General features: G+C 58.4%; 12 protein-coding genes. 7 read left to right on the top strand and 5 right to left on the bottom strand.

Annotation, left to right across the window (positions count from 1 at the left end; all coding sequences use genetic code 11):
- Nucleotides 1–275 precede the first annotated feature (275 nt).
- The 3 genes from folD (at nucleotide 276) to SBC1_RS05730 (ending at nucleotide 4,911) form a co-directional block, all read left to right on the top strand.
- The gene (gene folD, locus SBC1_RS05740; RefSeq protein ID WP_165088437.1) at nucleotides 276–1,139 is read left to right on the top strand and encodes a bifunctional methylenetetrahydrofolate dehydrogenase/methenyltetrahydrofolate cyclohydrolase FolD; all 864 of its coding nucleotides are present in this window, start codon (nucleotides 276–278) and stop codon (nucleotides 1,137–1,139) included.
- A gap of 267 nt (nucleotides 1,140–1,406) precedes the next feature.
- A complete protein-coding gene (locus SBC1_RS05735; RefSeq protein WP_165088434.1) occupies nucleotides 1,407–3,527 on the top strand; it encodes a M3 family metallopeptidase in 2,121 nt (706 codons plus the stop codon).
- Between the two features lie 766 nt (nucleotides 3,528–4,293).
- Nucleotides 4,294–4,911, top strand: a complete 618-nt coding sequence (locus tag SBC1_RS05730) for a hypothetical protein (protein WP_165088431.1) — start codon at nucleotides 4,294–4,296, stop codon at nucleotides 4,909–4,911.
- A gap of 140 nt (nucleotides 4,912–5,051) precedes the next feature.
- On the opposite strand, the gene SBC1_RS05725 is transcribed toward SBC1_RS05730, so the two are convergent.
- Complete coding sequence (locus tag SBC1_RS05725; protein ID WP_165088428.1) at nucleotides 5,052–6,326, bottom strand: amidohydrolase family protein; 1,275 nt, start codon at nucleotides 6,324–6,326, stop codon at nucleotides 5,052–5,054.
- 296 nt (nucleotides 6,327–6,622) lie between these two features.
- Here SBC1_RS05725 and SBC1_RS05720 point away from each other — a divergent pair, with 296 nt between their 5' ends.
- From SBC1_RS05720 to xth, 3 genes are all read left to right on the top strand, one after another.
- The gene (locus tag SBC1_RS05720) at nucleotides 6,623–6,931 is read left to right on the top strand and encodes a type II toxin-antitoxin system RelE/ParE family toxin (protein WP_165088423.1); all 309 of its coding nucleotides are present in this window, start codon (nucleotides 6,623–6,625) and stop codon (nucleotides 6,929–6,931) included.
- Nucleotides 6,928–7,221 (top strand): addiction module antidote protein, encoded by a 294-nt coding sequence (locus SBC1_RS05715; RefSeq protein ID WP_165088420.1) that lies wholly within the window; start codon nucleotides 6,928–6,930, stop codon nucleotides 7,219–7,221. Before SBC1_RS05720 ends, SBC1_RS05715 begins: the two co-directional genes overlap by 4 nt.
- A 159-nt stretch (nucleotides 7,222–7,380) precedes the next feature.
- Entirely contained in the window at nucleotides 7,381–8,157 is a 777-nt protein-coding gene (gene xth, locus SBC1_RS05710; protein ID WP_165088417.1) for an exodeoxyribonuclease III, read from the top strand.
- Nucleotides 8,158–8,333: 176 nt separating this feature from the next.
- Here xth and ntrC read toward each other — a convergent pair whose 3' ends face one another.
- From ntrC to glnA, 3 genes are all read right to left on the bottom strand, one after another.
- Complete coding sequence (ntrC, locus tag SBC1_RS05705; RefSeq protein WP_165088414.1) at nucleotides 8,334–9,839, bottom strand: nitrogen regulation protein NR(I); 1,506 nt, start codon at nucleotides 9,837–9,839, stop codon at nucleotides 8,334–8,336.
- 144 nt (nucleotides 9,840–9,983) lie between these two features.
- On the bottom strand, nucleotides 9,984–11,129 hold the full coding sequence (gene glnL / locus SBC1_RS05700; RefSeq protein WP_165088410.1) for a nitrogen regulation protein NR(II): 1,146 nt from the start codon (nucleotides 11,127–11,129) through the stop codon (nucleotides 9,984–9,986).
- A 167-nt stretch (nucleotides 11,130–11,296) separates the two neighbouring features.
- Nucleotides 11,297–12,712 (bottom strand): type I glutamate--ammonia ligase, encoded by a 1,416-nt coding sequence (gene glnA, locus SBC1_RS05695; RefSeq protein WP_165088406.1) that lies wholly within the window; start codon nucleotides 12,710–12,712, stop codon nucleotides 11,297–11,299.
- Between the two features lie 367 nt (nucleotides 12,713–13,079).
- Between glnA and SBC1_RS05690 the strand changes: the two genes are divergently transcribed.
- Nucleotides 13,080–13,544 carry a rhodanese-like domain-containing protein gene (locus SBC1_RS05690; RefSeq protein WP_165088404.1) on the top strand — a complete coding sequence of 155 codons (465 nt, stop codon included), beginning with the start codon at nucleotides 13,080–13,082 and terminating at the stop codon, nucleotides 13,542–13,544.
- Nucleotides 13,545–13,576: 32 nt separating this feature from the next.
- On the opposite strand, the gene SBC1_RS05685 is transcribed toward SBC1_RS05690, so the two are convergent.
- Nucleotides 13,577–14,389 (bottom strand): molybdopterin-binding protein, encoded by an 813-nt coding sequence (locus SBC1_RS05685; RefSeq protein ID WP_165088399.1) that lies wholly within the window; start codon nucleotides 14,387–14,389, stop codon nucleotides 13,577–13,579.
- Between the last annotated feature and the right edge of the window lie 10 nt (nucleotides 14,390–14,399).

Genomic DNA, 14,399 nt, shown 5'->3' with positions numbered 1-14,399 from the left:
CGAGGGGCGGCTTTTGGCTTCCCCTCGGCGGTAGTGGTTTTGGCTCGGCCGCAGCCAAACCACCCTTTCCGGCCAGCAACACAAAGCGCCGAAAATATTGACAACACGGGACGCCATCGCCCCCCCTGGCAACGCCCTGCGGGCCGCGCCAGCAAAAATCGCCGTCCGGTATAATTGACACCCGACCGCAAAGCCGCGCCGCACTGGCGCACTAGGCCCCCTGCGACCCTGCGCCCTCAAGAAAAGCAGCGGATTTTCCTCCGCCCAGACCTCCTATGACTGCCCAAATCATCGACGGCAACGCCCTCTCCAAGACTCTTCGCGCCGATGTAGCCACACGTGCCGCAGCCCTGACCGCCCGTGGCCAGCAACCCGGCCTGGCAGTCATTCTCGTCGGCGAAAATCCGGCCAGCGAGGTCTATGTCCGCAACAAGGTAAAAGCCTGTCAGGACAACGGCTTGCATTCCGTATTCGATCGTTTTCCGTCCACGCTCACCGAAAGCGAGTTGCTGGCCCGGCTCGACGACCTGAACAACGATCCGAATGTGCACGGCATCCTGGTGCAACTTCCGTTACCGAAACATATCGATAGCCACAAGGTCATCGAAGCCATTGCTCCCGCCAAGGACGTAGATGGTTTCAATGTCGAAAACGCCGGCGCGCTGATGACCGGCAAACCGCTGTTTCGTCCGTGCACGCCCTACGGCGTGATGAAGATGTTCGAAGCGCATAGCATCCCGCTGGAAGGCGCCAACGCAGTCGTGATCGGACGCTCGAACATCGTCGGCAAGCCAATGGCCATGCTGCTGCTCGAAGCCGGCGCCACGGTCACCATCACGCACAGCAAAACGCGCGACCTGGCCGCGCTAACGCGCAACGCGGACGTAGTCGTCGCCGCAACGGGACGGCGCAACATCCTGACCGCCGATATGGTCAAACCCGGTGCAACAGTCATCGATGTGGGCATGAATCGCGACGAAAACGGCAAACTCTGCGGCGACGTGGATTTCGCGGGCGTGAAGGACGTGGCCGGTTTCATCACTCCCGTGCCGGGCGGCGTTGGGCCGATGACCATCACCATGCTGCTGGTGAATACCATCGAAGCCGCAGAACGCGCGATGCAGCAGGATCGGGATTAAAGCGTTGAGCGTTGAGCGCTGGGGCCAACGCCGTTCAGCGCTTACATGCATGATGGATGCACCGGCCGACGTATTGTCGGATTGCCGCGTTTAAAAGCAGGGCCCGCTCGCCGATAGGGTAAATCGCCGCCTTAGCCAGAATCGATTTGAGAATCGGCGGAGGCGTCCCCACAATAGTGTTTTGCCAACTGTCGAAAATCGCGCGCTTTAACTTGCGCGGCCTCACATCCATCGTTGGTTCCATTTTTATCCGAGACCGGGAGAGTCATGTCCAATTCGACACCATCGAATACCGCGAATCCAGCTCAGGGCAACCCCCTGCTCGACTTCTCCGACCTGCCCCGCTTCGGCGACATCAAACCGGAACACGTGACGCCAGCGCTCGACGTCCTGCTCGCCGATGCCAAAGCCGCCGTCGATCACGCCAGCGCGCCGGAGACGCCGGCTACCTGGCGGGACATTGTGGAAAGCGTGGAACGCGCGAGCGAGCGGCTGTCGCGTGCGTGGGGCGTGATCGGCCACCTGAACGCCGTCGCCGATACCCCCGAACTGCGTGCCGCCCATGCCGAGAATTTGCCGCGCGTGACGGAGTTCTCCGCGAGCGTAGGACAGAATCTGGCGCTCTATGAGAAATACAAAGCGATTGCGGGGAGCGAAGAACACGCATCGCTTTCAGTCGAGCAGAAGAAAATGCTAAGCAACGAGTTGCGCGGGTTTCGTTTGTCGGGCGCCGAATTGCCTGAAGACAAAAAACCCCGTTTTGCACGCGTTCAAGAAGAACAAGCGGCGTTATCGAAGGCATTCTCCGATCACGTCCTCGATGCCACGAACGCGTTTTCGTATGTCGTGACCAAGGAAAGCGAACTCGCAGGTTTGCCGGAAGACGTGATCGAAGCGGCACGCGAAGCCGCGCAAAAAGAAGGCCGTGAGGGCTGGAAGTTCACGCTGCATTTCCCATCGTATTTCCCGGTCATGCAGTACGCCGAACATCGGCCATTGCGCGAAGCGATGTATCGCGCCTATGTGACGCGCGCGTCCGAACTGGGTGCGAACTACGGCAACGGCAAGCCCGAATGGGACAACACGGCGAATGTCGTCGAACAGTTGAAGCTGCGTGCCGAAGAAGCCCACGCGCTCGGCTATCAAAACTTCGCTGAGGTATCGCTTGCGCCGAAGATGGCCGAATCGCCCGCACAGGTGATCGCGTTCCTCGAAGACTTGGCCGTACGCGCACGTCCGCACGGCGAAAAGGACTGGATGGAATTGCGTGCGTTCGCCGCGACCGAGCTCGGGATGCCGGAATTGCAACCGTGGGATTCGACCTTTGCAGCCGAGCGCTTGCGCCAGCAGCGTTATTCGTTCTCGGAAAATGAAGTGAAGCAGTATTTCCCGCAAGAGGCCGTGCTGAAGGGTTTGTTCAAGGTCACGGAAACGCTGTTTGGCGTGAGTATCCGGCGCGATGAAGCCGCTGTATGGAATCCGGAAGTGCGCTTTTTCCGCGTTGAAAACAAGGACGGAACGCTCGTAGCGCAGTTCTATCTGGACCTGTATGCGCGCGAAGGCAAACGCGGCGGCGCCTGGATGGACGACGCCCGCTCGCGGCACAAACGCCGTGAAGGCGGCGTACAAACGCCCGTCGCGTATCTGACATGCAACTTCTCCGCGCCCGTTGGCGGCAAGCCCGCGTGTTTTACCCACGACGAAGTCATCACCCTGTTCCACGAATTCGGGCACGGTCTGCATCACATGCTGACGCGCGTGGATGAACTCGGGGTATCGGGTATCAACGGCGTGGAATGGGACGCGGTCGAATTGCCCTCGCAGTTCATGGAGAACTTCTGCTGGGAGTGGGACGTCCTCACCGACATGTCCGGTCACGTGGACACGGGCGCCACGCTGCCGCGCGAACTTTTCGACAAGATGCTTGCTGCGAAGAACTTCCAGAGCGGTCTGGGCACGTTGCGCCAGATCGTGCTCTCCATGTTCGATATCCAGCTGCACAGCGACTACGATCCGGCCGGCGCCACCAATGTCAACGACTTCGCGCGTGAGATCAACGAGCGTTTCCACGTCGTGCCGCAAGCGCCCTTCTCCCGCTGGACCAATACGTTCACGCACATTTTCGCGGGCGGGTATGCCGCGGGGTATTACAGCTACAAGTGGGCGGAAGTGTTGTCGGCGGATGCGTACGCGGCGTTCGAAGAAGCCGCGAAGATTGGCGGTGGTTCGGTGCTGGATGCAACGACGGGCACTCGGTACCGGCGCGAGATTCTTGAAGTAGGAGGCAGCCGGCCGGCGATGGACTCGTTCAAGGCATTCCGCGGCCGCGAACCGAATATCGATGCGCTGTTGCGGCATAACGGCATGTCGCCGGAGACGGCGCATTGATTGACGCACGATGAGGAAGGCGGTTCCGGTGAAAATCGGAACCGCTTTTTTTTCAGTCCGTTTCAGGCAACTCGTTTCGATTAGCGGCAACGAATCCGAAGCGGCTTGATCTCGTCGATCGACGATCACACGCTCGAACTCGGGTGGTCCCACTGCTACCGTGCGGTCGAAACAGATTATCATCGTCGTTATCTGGCCTTGACGAGCGCGTGACAAATCGATCGTCGTATCTGGCGGCCGCGGAAGACCTCCGGTGTGCTCACGGTCTGCTCTCATCTCCATGACAATATGCCATCCATATTGATCAAACTTAAATCGATCAGTTATACATACTAAAAATCGCTTACTGAAATCTTGAATACACGCATTCGCCGTTTTTCCTCCTAAAAATTTAAAAAAACATTTAGGACTGTGAAAAATTATTGCAAATAAATCACAGGCTGATTCACGTGATAAGTTTCATCTGATGTTTTGCAGGATGTGGTTGCTAACCCGCCAATTTCCACTCCACCACTCAACCAACAAGATCTTTCTCAGACCTGCCCGTCGCATAACAGATTCACCATCCGTTCTGTTGCGACTGGGCTTGATACATAACGAATCTAAATCAAACCAAATGACCAACAGACATCTCTGCGTACTTGCCGCCACTTCATGCGTGATTCTTGCTGGCTGCGGAGGGGGCGGGAACGATGCAGGGCCCAGCGCGCCGGGCCCTGCCATTGCGGACAATGTGCTTATGTCGACAGGGCTAGCCGCTAACGGCGTGATCGCCACAATTAATCGGGCCGGCTTCATGCGCGTTTATGGAAGTGGCACGGGCCAGGCACTGACGCTCGGCCTCGGAACAGTACCAATGACCGGGAATGCCAACAGCGCCACGGGTAATGGCTGGCTTCCATCGTCCGGAACGTTTGTTCAGGGCAATGCCACGTTGAGCCTTAATTCAGGGGGCAAGGCCTATTCCCTGAAAGTTCAGGGAGCCACAAGCCCCGCTTCAGATTCTACGCTGACGTTAAACACCATTTTGGTTAAGCCAACCGTCTCATCGCTAGCCGGGACTTTTGGTATGACCTCGTCAACGCAGATCGTTATCGCTGGCAACTCTTTTAGTGGTAGCTACGGATACAACTGCACGTGGAGCGGCAACTTGACGCCGCAAACTAATACCATAGACGTGACAGACATCCAGTTTGAAACGGCGGCGCAAGGGTTGAATCCAGGTGCGAACCCTTGCCCATATGCTGGCAAAAATTTCACGGGAACAGCGTTCTTGATGGGCCCTAGTGCCGCTTACCCCAAAGGTGTTTTTGCCATCAACTGGGATGATGGCGGTTCGAACATGCCCACATCCGTCAATGAGATGTATTTCATCAGGCAGTAACCCGTTACGTCGTCCGCCCTGCAACTGTTCGGTTCGGCGTCAATCAGGCGAGTTGCAAGTGCCGTCGGGTTTGGCTTTTGCAACCTCCGGCGAAGGCTGTCAGTTGCATAGACGATCGTTTGCCGTTGGATTGTAGTTCTCTACCGATTCAACCGGAAATTCACCTCCTCCGGCCTCCCTTCCAGGCTGAGTTTCGCCCGCATCGCCGGCGCGCGGCTGACTACCTTGCCGCGACGAAGAACGGCCGTACGCGCTGCACGCAATCGAATGGCTTCCACAGGATCGCGTGCGTCCAGCACCACGCAATCCGCGTTGTTACCCACAGCAATCCCATACCCTTCCATACCCAGGATCTTCGCCGGTGTCGTCGTCACTGCATCGAAGGCCGCGCGCATGGCGTCAATGCCCGTCATCTGTGCGACGTGCAAACCCATGTGCGCCACTTCCAGCATGTCGCCCGAGCCCAGGCTGTACCACGGGTCCAACACGCAGTCGTGGCCAAACGCTACGTCTACGCCCGCTGCCATCAACTCCGGCACCCGCGTCATGCCTCGGCGCTTGGGGTAGGTATCGGCGCGGCCCTGGAGCGTGATGTTGATCAGCGGATTCGCGATCGCGGCTACGCCGGAATCGCGGATCAACGGGATCAGCTTGCTCACGTAATAGTTGTCCATGGAATGCATCGACGTAAGGTGCGAACCCGTAACCCGCCCCTGCAGCCCCAGCCGATGCGTCTGCGCCGCCAATGTTTCGATATGACGCGACATCGGGTCATCTGACTCATCGCAATGCATGTCTACGCGCAGCCCCTTCTGCGCCGCGAACTCACACAGAAGGCGCACGGACTCGGCGCCGTCGGCCATTGTGCGTTCGAAATGCGGAATTCCACCGACCACATCCACGCCCATTGATATCGCTCGCTTCAGGTTCTCGAACGCGCCCTTACTGCGCAAGACGCCGTCCTGCGGGAACGCAACGAGTTGCAAGTCCAGATACGGCTTCACGCGACGCTTTACTTCAAGCAGCGCTTCCACGGCGAGCAGACGTGGATCGCAGACGTCCACATGTGAGCGAATCGCAAGCAGGCCGCGCGCGACGGCCCAGTCGCAATACTGCATCGCCCGGTCGACCAGTGCTTCCTGTGTTAACTCTGGCTTCAGCTCGCCCCATAACGCGATCCCTTCGAGTAGCGTTCCCGACGCATTCACACGTGGCAACCCGTAGGACAGCGTGGCGTCCATATGGAAATGCGCATCGACGAACGGCGCGGTGACGAGAGAACCTGCCGCATCGATTTCCTCCGGCGCGGTGGCGGCGAGTTGCGGCTCGATCGCAGCAAAGCGGCCGTGTTCTATCCCGATATCCACCAGATCGCGGGAATCCGCAAGCGTTGCACGTCGAATGATCAGGTCCATGGAGTTGTCCTTTTGCCAAGTGTTTCGATGATTGTAGCGGGACAGAAAGCACGATTTTCAAGGCGCTGGCCACGTTAGCCATTCGGTCGACTGCAGGAAGCTCGCGCGACCGATCACAGTGACAACTCCACTCGCCCGATGCATGGCGTGTGTCACCGGGTTCAAGTCACTCCAATGCTGGTTTTCGAGCGACCAAAAATCTCATCACTGAATTCGATCGATGCCTTGAATTTTCGTATCCAATAGGATACATTTCATCAAGGCATCCCACTTTACGTTATCTGGGATCCACACGCATGACGAACACAATCAATCAAACGCACGACTTTTCGGTTTGGCTGTTGGGCGTGACTGATGTGTTAGCAAGAGCCGCCATCTTGATTCGGATTAAACGCGCCGCGTTGGGAAATTTCGGCGATTGTCACGACGTCGGCAGCAGCGTGTGGGAAATGCGGATTCACACAGGTGCGGGCTATCGCGTGTACTACGTGCGCGACGGCTCGACCGTTTATCTGCTGTTGGCCGGGGGAAGCAAGCGAGGGCAGATATCGGATATCGCCCGAGCGAAGGCCATGTGGCAGCGAATCAGACAGGAACGAAAATGAACTCAACTCACATTTCGGCTTTCGACGCATCCGACTATCTCGATAGCGAAGAGGCCATCGCGGCATATCTGAACGAGGCGCTTGCTTCGGGCGATTCCGACATTCTGCTATCGGCTCTTGCAGATATCGTGAAAGCACGCGGCATGTCAAAAGTCGCCTCCGACGCAGGTGTGCAACGCGAAAGCCTGTACAAATCGCTCGCGGAAGGCGCGAAACCCCGCTTTGAGACCATCCAGAAAGTTGCCGCTGCGTTGGGGGTAAAACTCGTCGCCGTGCCAGTACATCACTGAAGCCCTTTGCCTTGAGGGCTTATGGCCCATGGCTCAGGTAAACTGCGCCCACGCGTCAATCAATCGGGCCTATGGCCTATAAGGCTGAAAGACCAACTGACGGCTTATGTTTACGCCTACAGCTCATCACTGACGAGAGTCAATCTCCGCACCAATCAAATGAAAATTGCCACCTGGAACGTCAACTCACTCAAGGTCCGCCAACAGCATGTGATCGACTGGCTGGCAACGAGCGGCGTCGACGTGTTGTGCTTGCAAGAACTCAAGCTAACGGACGACAAATTCCCCGTCGCCGAACTTGCCGCTGTCGGCTACAAAAGCTGGTTTGCCGGTCAGAAGACCTATAACGGCGTCGGCATTCTGGTACGCGACAGCCTGACGGTCGACGAAACCACGATCGTACGCAACATTCCCGCGTTCGAGGACCCGCAGCAACGCGTGATTGCCGCGACCGTCGAAGGCGTGCGAATCGTCTCGGCGTATTTCCCGAACGGCCAGGCGCCCGGCACGGAGAAGTTCGCCTACAAGATGCGTTGGCTCGAAGCGCTGCGGGACTGGATCGAAGGCGAGATGAAAACGTATCCGCAACTTGCGCTGCTGGGCGACTACAACATCGCGCCGGAAGACCGCGACGTTCACGACCCAAAAGCCTGGGAAGGCCAGAACCTTGTGTCGCCCGAAGAACGCGCGCACTTCGTGCAGTTAATCGAATTGGGACTTACCGACACCTTCCGCATCTTCGAGCAGCCCGAGAAGCTGTACACGTGGTGGGACTATCGGATGCTCGGGTTCCGTCGCAACGCGGGGCTGCGCATCGATCACATTCTGGTCACGGCTGAACTCGCCGCTCGATGCACAGCGTGTGAAGTGGACAAAGTGCCGAGAAAGTGGGAACAGCCGTCCGATCACGCGCCGGTGATCGCGACGATTAGCTGAGTAGTTGGCCGCGGCGGATTAAAGCGAAGCCAGTCAAGGCACGCAGGCGATTGCGTTGTGCCTCGCTTGAAACTTGATGCGTGAAGGCTTGCAGGTCGTCACCAAGCCGCGTCTATAAACCACATCTGAAAAACCGCAACGAGGGCGTCGCCAGACGCCGTCCACTACCAGCCGCATCAAGCGTCCAGGTGCAACTCCTGAATCTTGCGCGTGATCGTATTGCGGCCGATTCCCAGCCGCTCGGCCGCTTCCACCTTCCGGCCGCGAGTAAAGTCGAGCGCCTCGCGAATCACCGCAGCTTCAAAGCGGCGCGCTAGTTCGTCCATGACATCGGCAGTATTCTCGCGCAGCAACCGCGCGACCTCGGTCCGCAAGCCGTTTTCCCACACGCTCGCGGGAACGCCGCCAGGCGGCGTACCAAGCGAAGCCGGCAAACCGCTGACGCCGCCAGATAGGCCCGCGTTCGACCCACCGCTATTTTCCGCCGCCGACGCTGTTAACGCAGTGCTCTCACCGGCGTATTCCTGAGTCGGCGTGAGATCCGGCGGCAAATCCTTTTGCTCGATCGTCTGCGCCGGCGCCATCACGGTAAGCCAGTTACACAGGTTTTCGAGTTGTCGAACATTCCCAGGAAATGGCAGCGATGCCAAAAACCCAAGTGCATCTTCCGATACCCGCTTCGGCTCGACACCCAGATCACGCGCGCTTTTCTGCAGGAAATGCCGCGTGAGCAACGGAATGTCTTCACTACGCTCGCGCAGCGCGGGCAAGCGCAAGCGAATCACGTTCAGCCGGTGATACAAGTCCTCACGGAACAAGCCCTGCCGCACGCGAGATTCGAGATTCTGGTGAGTCGCCGCGATCACCCGAACGTTCGCCTTCAATGGGTTGTGGCCCCCCACGCGATAAAACTGCCCATCGGATAACACACGCAACAGACGCGTCTGCAGATCGAACGGCATATCGCCGATTTCATCGAGGAACAACGTACCGTTTTCAGCTTGCTCGAACCGCCCCTGCCGCATCGCCTGCGCGCCCGTGAACGCGCCACGCTCGTGACCGAACAGCTCGGACTCAAGCAAATCCTTCGGGATCGCGGCGGTGTTCAACGCGATGAACGGTCCGTTTGCGCGCGGGCTATGTCGGTGCAGCGCACGCGCGACAAGCTCCTTTCCGGTGCCCGATTCTCCCGTGATGAGCACAGTGGCGGCGGAATGTGACAAACGGCCGATCGCACGAAACATGTCCTGCATCGCTGGCGCCTGGCCAAGCATTTCGGGCGTTTCGGTGACGCTGTTGTCGTAGGCCGCTTCGCCACGCATGCTTTCATCAACAGCACGGCGAATCAGCTCAACCGCCTTGTCGACATCGAACGGCTTTGCCAGGTATTCGAACGCACCACCCTGGAACGCGGCCACGGCGCTGTCGAGATCGGAGAACGCCGTCATGATGATGACCGGCAAACCGGGCAGCTTGTCGCGCACAGTTTGCAACAATTCGAGTCCCGAACCTCCCGGCATGCGGATGTCGGACACAAGCACTTGCGGGCTTTCCTGTTCGAGCGCTGTGAGCGCGTCCCGGACGCCGGAAAAACTGCGCGTAGCGAAGTTCTCTCTTGCGAGCGCTTTTTCAAGCACCCAGCGGATGGATTGGTCGTCGTCTACTATCCAGATCGGCTTCATATAGTTCGGCGAGATGTCTTCGTGTGGTTCGGTATAAGCCCGTCGAAACGGTCAGGCGCACTAGCGCTTTTAAAATGTCGATGAACCCTCGTGATCGATGCTTGACTCCATGCTTCGGTGCTTCGATCCTTCATCGGTGTCCAGTCAGCCTTCGAACGGCAACAAGATGGTGAACTCGGTGCAACCCGGCTTGCTATCCACCTCGATCAACCCATCGTGCTGTTGCACGAAAGTCTGCGCGAGCGTGAGGCCCAGTCCACTCCCATCTTCCCGCCCGGACACAAGCGGATAGAAAATCCGGTCGCGTATCTCTTCCGGGATGCCGGGACCGTTGTCAGTGATATGCAAGTCCAGTGCCAGTTTGTGCAGGCGCTTGCCAATAGTCACTTTGCGAGCAATACGCGTACGCAACTCTATACGCGCATCGCCTTGTGAAATGCGTTCACGCAGCGCTTCCGCCGCGTTGCGCACGATGTTGAGCAACGCCTGGATAAGCTGCTCTTTGTCGCCGCGCAAGTCGGGCACGCTCACGTCGTAATCGCGATCGAGCGTGAGGCCACGCGGAAACTCCGCGAGAATCACGGCGCGCACGCGCTCGCAGACTTCGTGAATATTCACGTCGCCAACAATATGCGGATGCCGGTGCGGCTCGAGCAAGCGGTCGACCAGCGTTTGCAGACGATCCGATTCCTTGATGATCACCTGCGTGTATTCGCGTAACTCGTCGCGTTCACGCGCGCCCAGCTCGAACTCGAGTAGTTGCGCTGCGCCTCGAATGCCGCCAAGCGGATTCTTGATTTCATGCGCGAGGTTGCGAATCAGTTGCTTGTTCACCGCCGTCAGATCGTGAATACGCTCTTCGCGGTCGGTCTTCAAATGCCGCTCGTTCTCAAATAGTTCGAGCAGTACGTAATTTGGTGCGACTTCCAGATACGCGACAATCGCGTGAACATGCAGCGGCTCGCGGCCGGGACGTTCGAGCACGGCGTCGAGATGCGTTGCGTTGAAACGGTGATCGGCAATCGACGCAATGGTCGTCACCAGTTCGTCCGCATTGGCGAACAGTTCGGGCCATGAGGTTTGAGCCAGTTGCTTGCGCGAGCGCTCGAGCATGGCTTCCGCCGACGGATTCGCAAACGCGATCTTGAGGGTCAGCTTGTCCAGTACAAGCACGACCGTGGGCAGCGCTTCCATGCCCGGCAGCAAATGTGTAGCGACGAGCGCAGCGTCGTCGGACAACGAATTGTCGGGAGGACTCTTTCTCGCCTTGATGAGATTCTTGAGAACCATCGTGCAGTGAGACCCCGTCTTGAAACTTGTCAGGAGAAGCGCCGGAGATTAAAAAAAGGGACGGCACGCCGTCCCTTTTTCGATCATTCGACACTCCTGCTTCGCGTCACGCGACGCACTTCTCCGCAAGACAGCGAACGAAGAAGCACGTGCGCCATGCAACGCGCTTACAGCGAGTAGTACATTTCGAACTCGATCGGATGCACAGCCTGGCGATAGCGCTGCAGTTCATTCGTCTTCAGTTCGATATACGCGTCGAGCATGGAATCGGTGAACACGCCGCCGACCGTCAGGAACCCACGATCAGCGTTGAGCGCGTCCAGCGCTTCGTCGAGGCCAGCACACACGGTCGGGATCTTTGCATCCTCTTCCGGCGGCAGGTCGTACAGGTTCTTGTCCGCTGCTTCGCCCGGGTGGATCTTGTTTTGCACGCCGTCCAGGCCGGCCATCATCAGCGCCGAGAAGCACAGGTACGGGTTCGCCATCGGATCCGGGAAACGCGTTTCGATACGGCGGCCCTTCGGGTTCGACACGTGCGGAATGCGGATCGAAGCCGAACGGTTCTTCGCAGAGTAAGCCAGCTTGACCGGTGCTTCGAAGTGCGGCACGAGACGCTTGTACGAGTTCGTCGACGGGTTCGTGATCGCGTTCAGCGCGCGAGCATGCTTGATGATGCCGCCGATGTAGAACAGCGCGAATTCCGACAGGCCTGCATAACCGTCACCAGCGAACAGGTTCTTGCCGTCCTTCCAGATCGACTGGTGAACGTGCATGCCCGAACCGTTGTCGCCAACGATCGGCTTCGGCATGAACGTCGCCGTCTTGCCATACGTGTGCGCCACGTTCTGGACGATGTACTTCAGTTGCTGCGTCCAGTCGGCGCGCTGAACCAGCGTCGAGAACTTCGTGCCGATTTCGTTCTGGCCCTGGCCCGCCACCTCGTGGTGGTGCACTTCAACCGGAATGCCGATCTGCTCGAGCAACAGGCACATTTCCGAACGGATGTCCTGGAACGTGTCGACCGGAGCAACCGGGAAGTAACCGCCCTTCGTGCCCGGACGGTGACCTGTGTTGCCGCCTTCGAATTCCATCGACGACGACCACGGTGCTTCTTCCGAACCGACCTTGACGAAGCAGCCCGACTGGTCCGCGCTCCAGCGCACCGAGTCGAAAATGAAGAATTCCGGCTCTGGACCGAAGAAAGCCGTGTCGCCCAGGCCCGAGCTCTTCAAATACGCTTCTGCGCGCTTCGCGAGCGAGCGCGGATCGCGTTCATAGCCCTTGCCATCTGCCGGCTCCACCACGTCGCAGGACATCACGAGCGTCGACTCTTCGTAGAACGGATCGATAAACGCGGTATCCGCATCCGGCATCAACAGCATGTCCGATGCCTCGATGCCTTTCCATCCGGCGATAGACGAACCGTCGAAAGCGTGGCCGCTTTCAAATTTGTCTTCGTCGAATGCCGAGACCGGCACCGAAACGTGTTGCTCTTTACCGCGCGTGTCGGTGAAACGGAAGTCGACAAACTTGACGTCCTCGTCCTTGACGAGTTGCATGACGTCGGCCACGGATTTGCTCATTACCTATCTCCTGATTAACAAAAGTCGACGAACACTAATTCGCCGTCTAACCGATTCGAAACCATCGGCAGAGTCAAAAGCAGCTTCCATGCCAAGTGCACCATTGTTGCGCTAAGCAGTTGAAGCTGCGCGCTTTTTCGGGGAAGCACCATTACCGTTCAAGGGGCTTACTCGATCAAAATCGCGTAGTCACGCACACATTCGGTGCACACAAAACTAAGACCCGTAACGTTAGCACTGATTCGGGGCAATTCAAACGCTTCGCACCGGTCCGATGCGTACTGCCGTATTCGTCGGCCGGGCGTCATTGAAGCGCGGACAGCAAGCTAGAATGCCTGATTAAAATGTCCGATTGGAGACCTTGTCCATGAGCACTCTCGAGCAGTTGTACGCCCAAGCGACGCAACGCGCCGATCAAAACCAGTTGCCGTACGCGGGCGCCATTTTGCCCGCCGAGGCGTTCGAGCTTCTGCAACTCGACTCCTCAGTTCGCCTCGTCGACGTGCGCACGCGCGCCGAGCTCGACTGGGTCGGCCGGCCGGCCATTGATACCGTGCAGTATTCGCACATCGAATGGATTCAGTATCCCGGTTCCGTTCCAAACACGGCGTTTATGCAGCAGTTGCGCGAAGTGGCCACGCCCGACACACCCGTCCTGTTCCTCTGCCGCAGTGCAGCCCGTTCGAAACTGGCAGCGGTCCTGGCTCAAAAGGAAGGTTTCACAAAAGCCTTCGATCTGCTCGAGGGGTTCGAGGGCGACAAAGACGGACAAGGCCACCGCAAAACCGTTTCCGGTTGGTGCTTTCGGGGCCTGCCCTGGATTGGTGCATAAAGCCTCTGTTGATTGGTCGGGTTCGTCGCGGCTCAGGTCGCTGCGCCTGGTTCAATCTCCACTATCTCGCCGCCTAACGCGGCCACACCCTCACGCAAGCGGGCGAACGCCGCGTTTGCCACTTCCGGCTCGCCTTTGACACCGAGGTCGATGTGAGCGCGCCCGAAGACCTCCCCGCGCGTCGCGTCGCCGACGCTTGGCAGGCTAAAGACGCGCACCCCGGCGAAATCGCGTTCGATCGCTTCCATCAGTGGTGTGATACGCGATTCCGGCAACCCAAAGACCAGCACCGATCGCTCTACATAAGGCTTCGCGTGATGCAGATCCGCATATTTCGTGTCCAGCACCCATTCAATCATTGGCCACGCCATGACAGGGAAGCCGGGCACGAAATGGATGTTTCCGACAGAGAAGCCGGGAATCCGGTTGTAGCTGTTCGGAATAATGCTCGCGCCCTTCGGAAACGTACCCATGTTCAGCCGATGCAGGTTTTCCGGCAATTCGAGATCCACCGGCTTGTCGCCCGCCGTCTCCCGGATACGCGCGCGGATCAGCTCGGCTGCTTCTGGGTGCAGTTCGAGCGGTACGCCTAGCGCTGCGGCGGCGCATTGCCGCGTGTGATCGTCGGGCGTCGCGCCAATTCCACCCGTGGAAAACACTATGTCACCAGACGCAAAGCCACGCTTGAGCGTAGCCGTGATGCGTTCGCGGTCATCGCCAATGTATTCCGCCCAGTCGAGCGACAACCCGCGCGCCGACAACAATTCGATAACTTTCGGCAGATGCTTGTCGGTCCTGCGACCGGACAAAATCTCATCGCCAATGATGATCATGCCAAAGCCCATGAATGCTCCT

This window comes from Caballeronia sp. SBC1 (genome assembly GCF_011493005.1).
Classification (GTDB): Bacteria; Pseudomonadota; Gammaproteobacteria; order Burkholderiales; family Burkholderiaceae; genus Caballeronia.
The sequence above is the reverse complement of the archived record's forward strand: the minus strand, read 5'-3'. Positions and strand labels throughout refer to the sequence as shown.

Bases quoted from the DNA above. Each gene is read 5' to 3' on its own strand.
- SBC1_RS05715 (WP_165088420.1), top strand. From the start codon at position 6,928: ATGAACTCAACTCACATTTCGGCTTTCGACGCATCCGACTATCTCGAT.
- SBC1_RS05685 (WP_165088399.1), bottom strand. From the start codon at position 14,389: ATGGGCTTTGGCATGATCATCATTGGCGATGAGATTTTGTCCGGTCGC.
- ntrC (WP_165088414.1), bottom strand. From the start codon at position 9,839: ATGAAGCCGATCTGGATAGTAGACGACGACCAATCCATCCGCTGGGTG.
- SBC1_RS05690 (WP_165088404.1), top strand. From the start codon at position 13,080: ATGAGCACTCTCGAGCAGTTGTACGCCCAAGCGACGCAACGCGCCGAT.
- SBC1_RS05725 (WP_165088428.1), bottom strand. From the start codon at position 6,326: ATGGACCTGATCATTCGACGTGCAACGCTTGCGGATTCCCGCGATCTG.
- glnA (WP_165088406.1), bottom strand. From the start codon at position 12,712: ATGAGCAAATCCGTGGCCGACGTCATGCAACTCGTCAAGGACGAGGAC.
- SBC1_RS05720 (WP_165088423.1), top strand. From the start codon at position 6,623: ATGACGAACACAATCAATCAAACGCACGACTTTTCGGTTTGGCTGTTG.
- xth (WP_165088417.1), top strand. From the start codon at position 7,381: ATGAAAATTGCCACCTGGAACGTCAACTCACTCAAGGTCCGCCAACAG.
- glnL (WP_165088410.1), bottom strand. From the start codon at position 11,129: ATGGTTCTCAAGAATCTCATCAAGGCGAGAAAGAGTCCTCCCGACAAT.
- SBC1_RS05735 (WP_165088434.1), top strand. From the start codon at position 1,407: ATGTCCAATTCGACACCATCGAATACCGCGAATCCAGCTCAGGGCAAC.
- folD (WP_165088437.1), top strand. From the start codon at position 276: ATGACTGCCCAAATCATCGACGGCAACGCCCTCTCCAAGACTCTTCGC.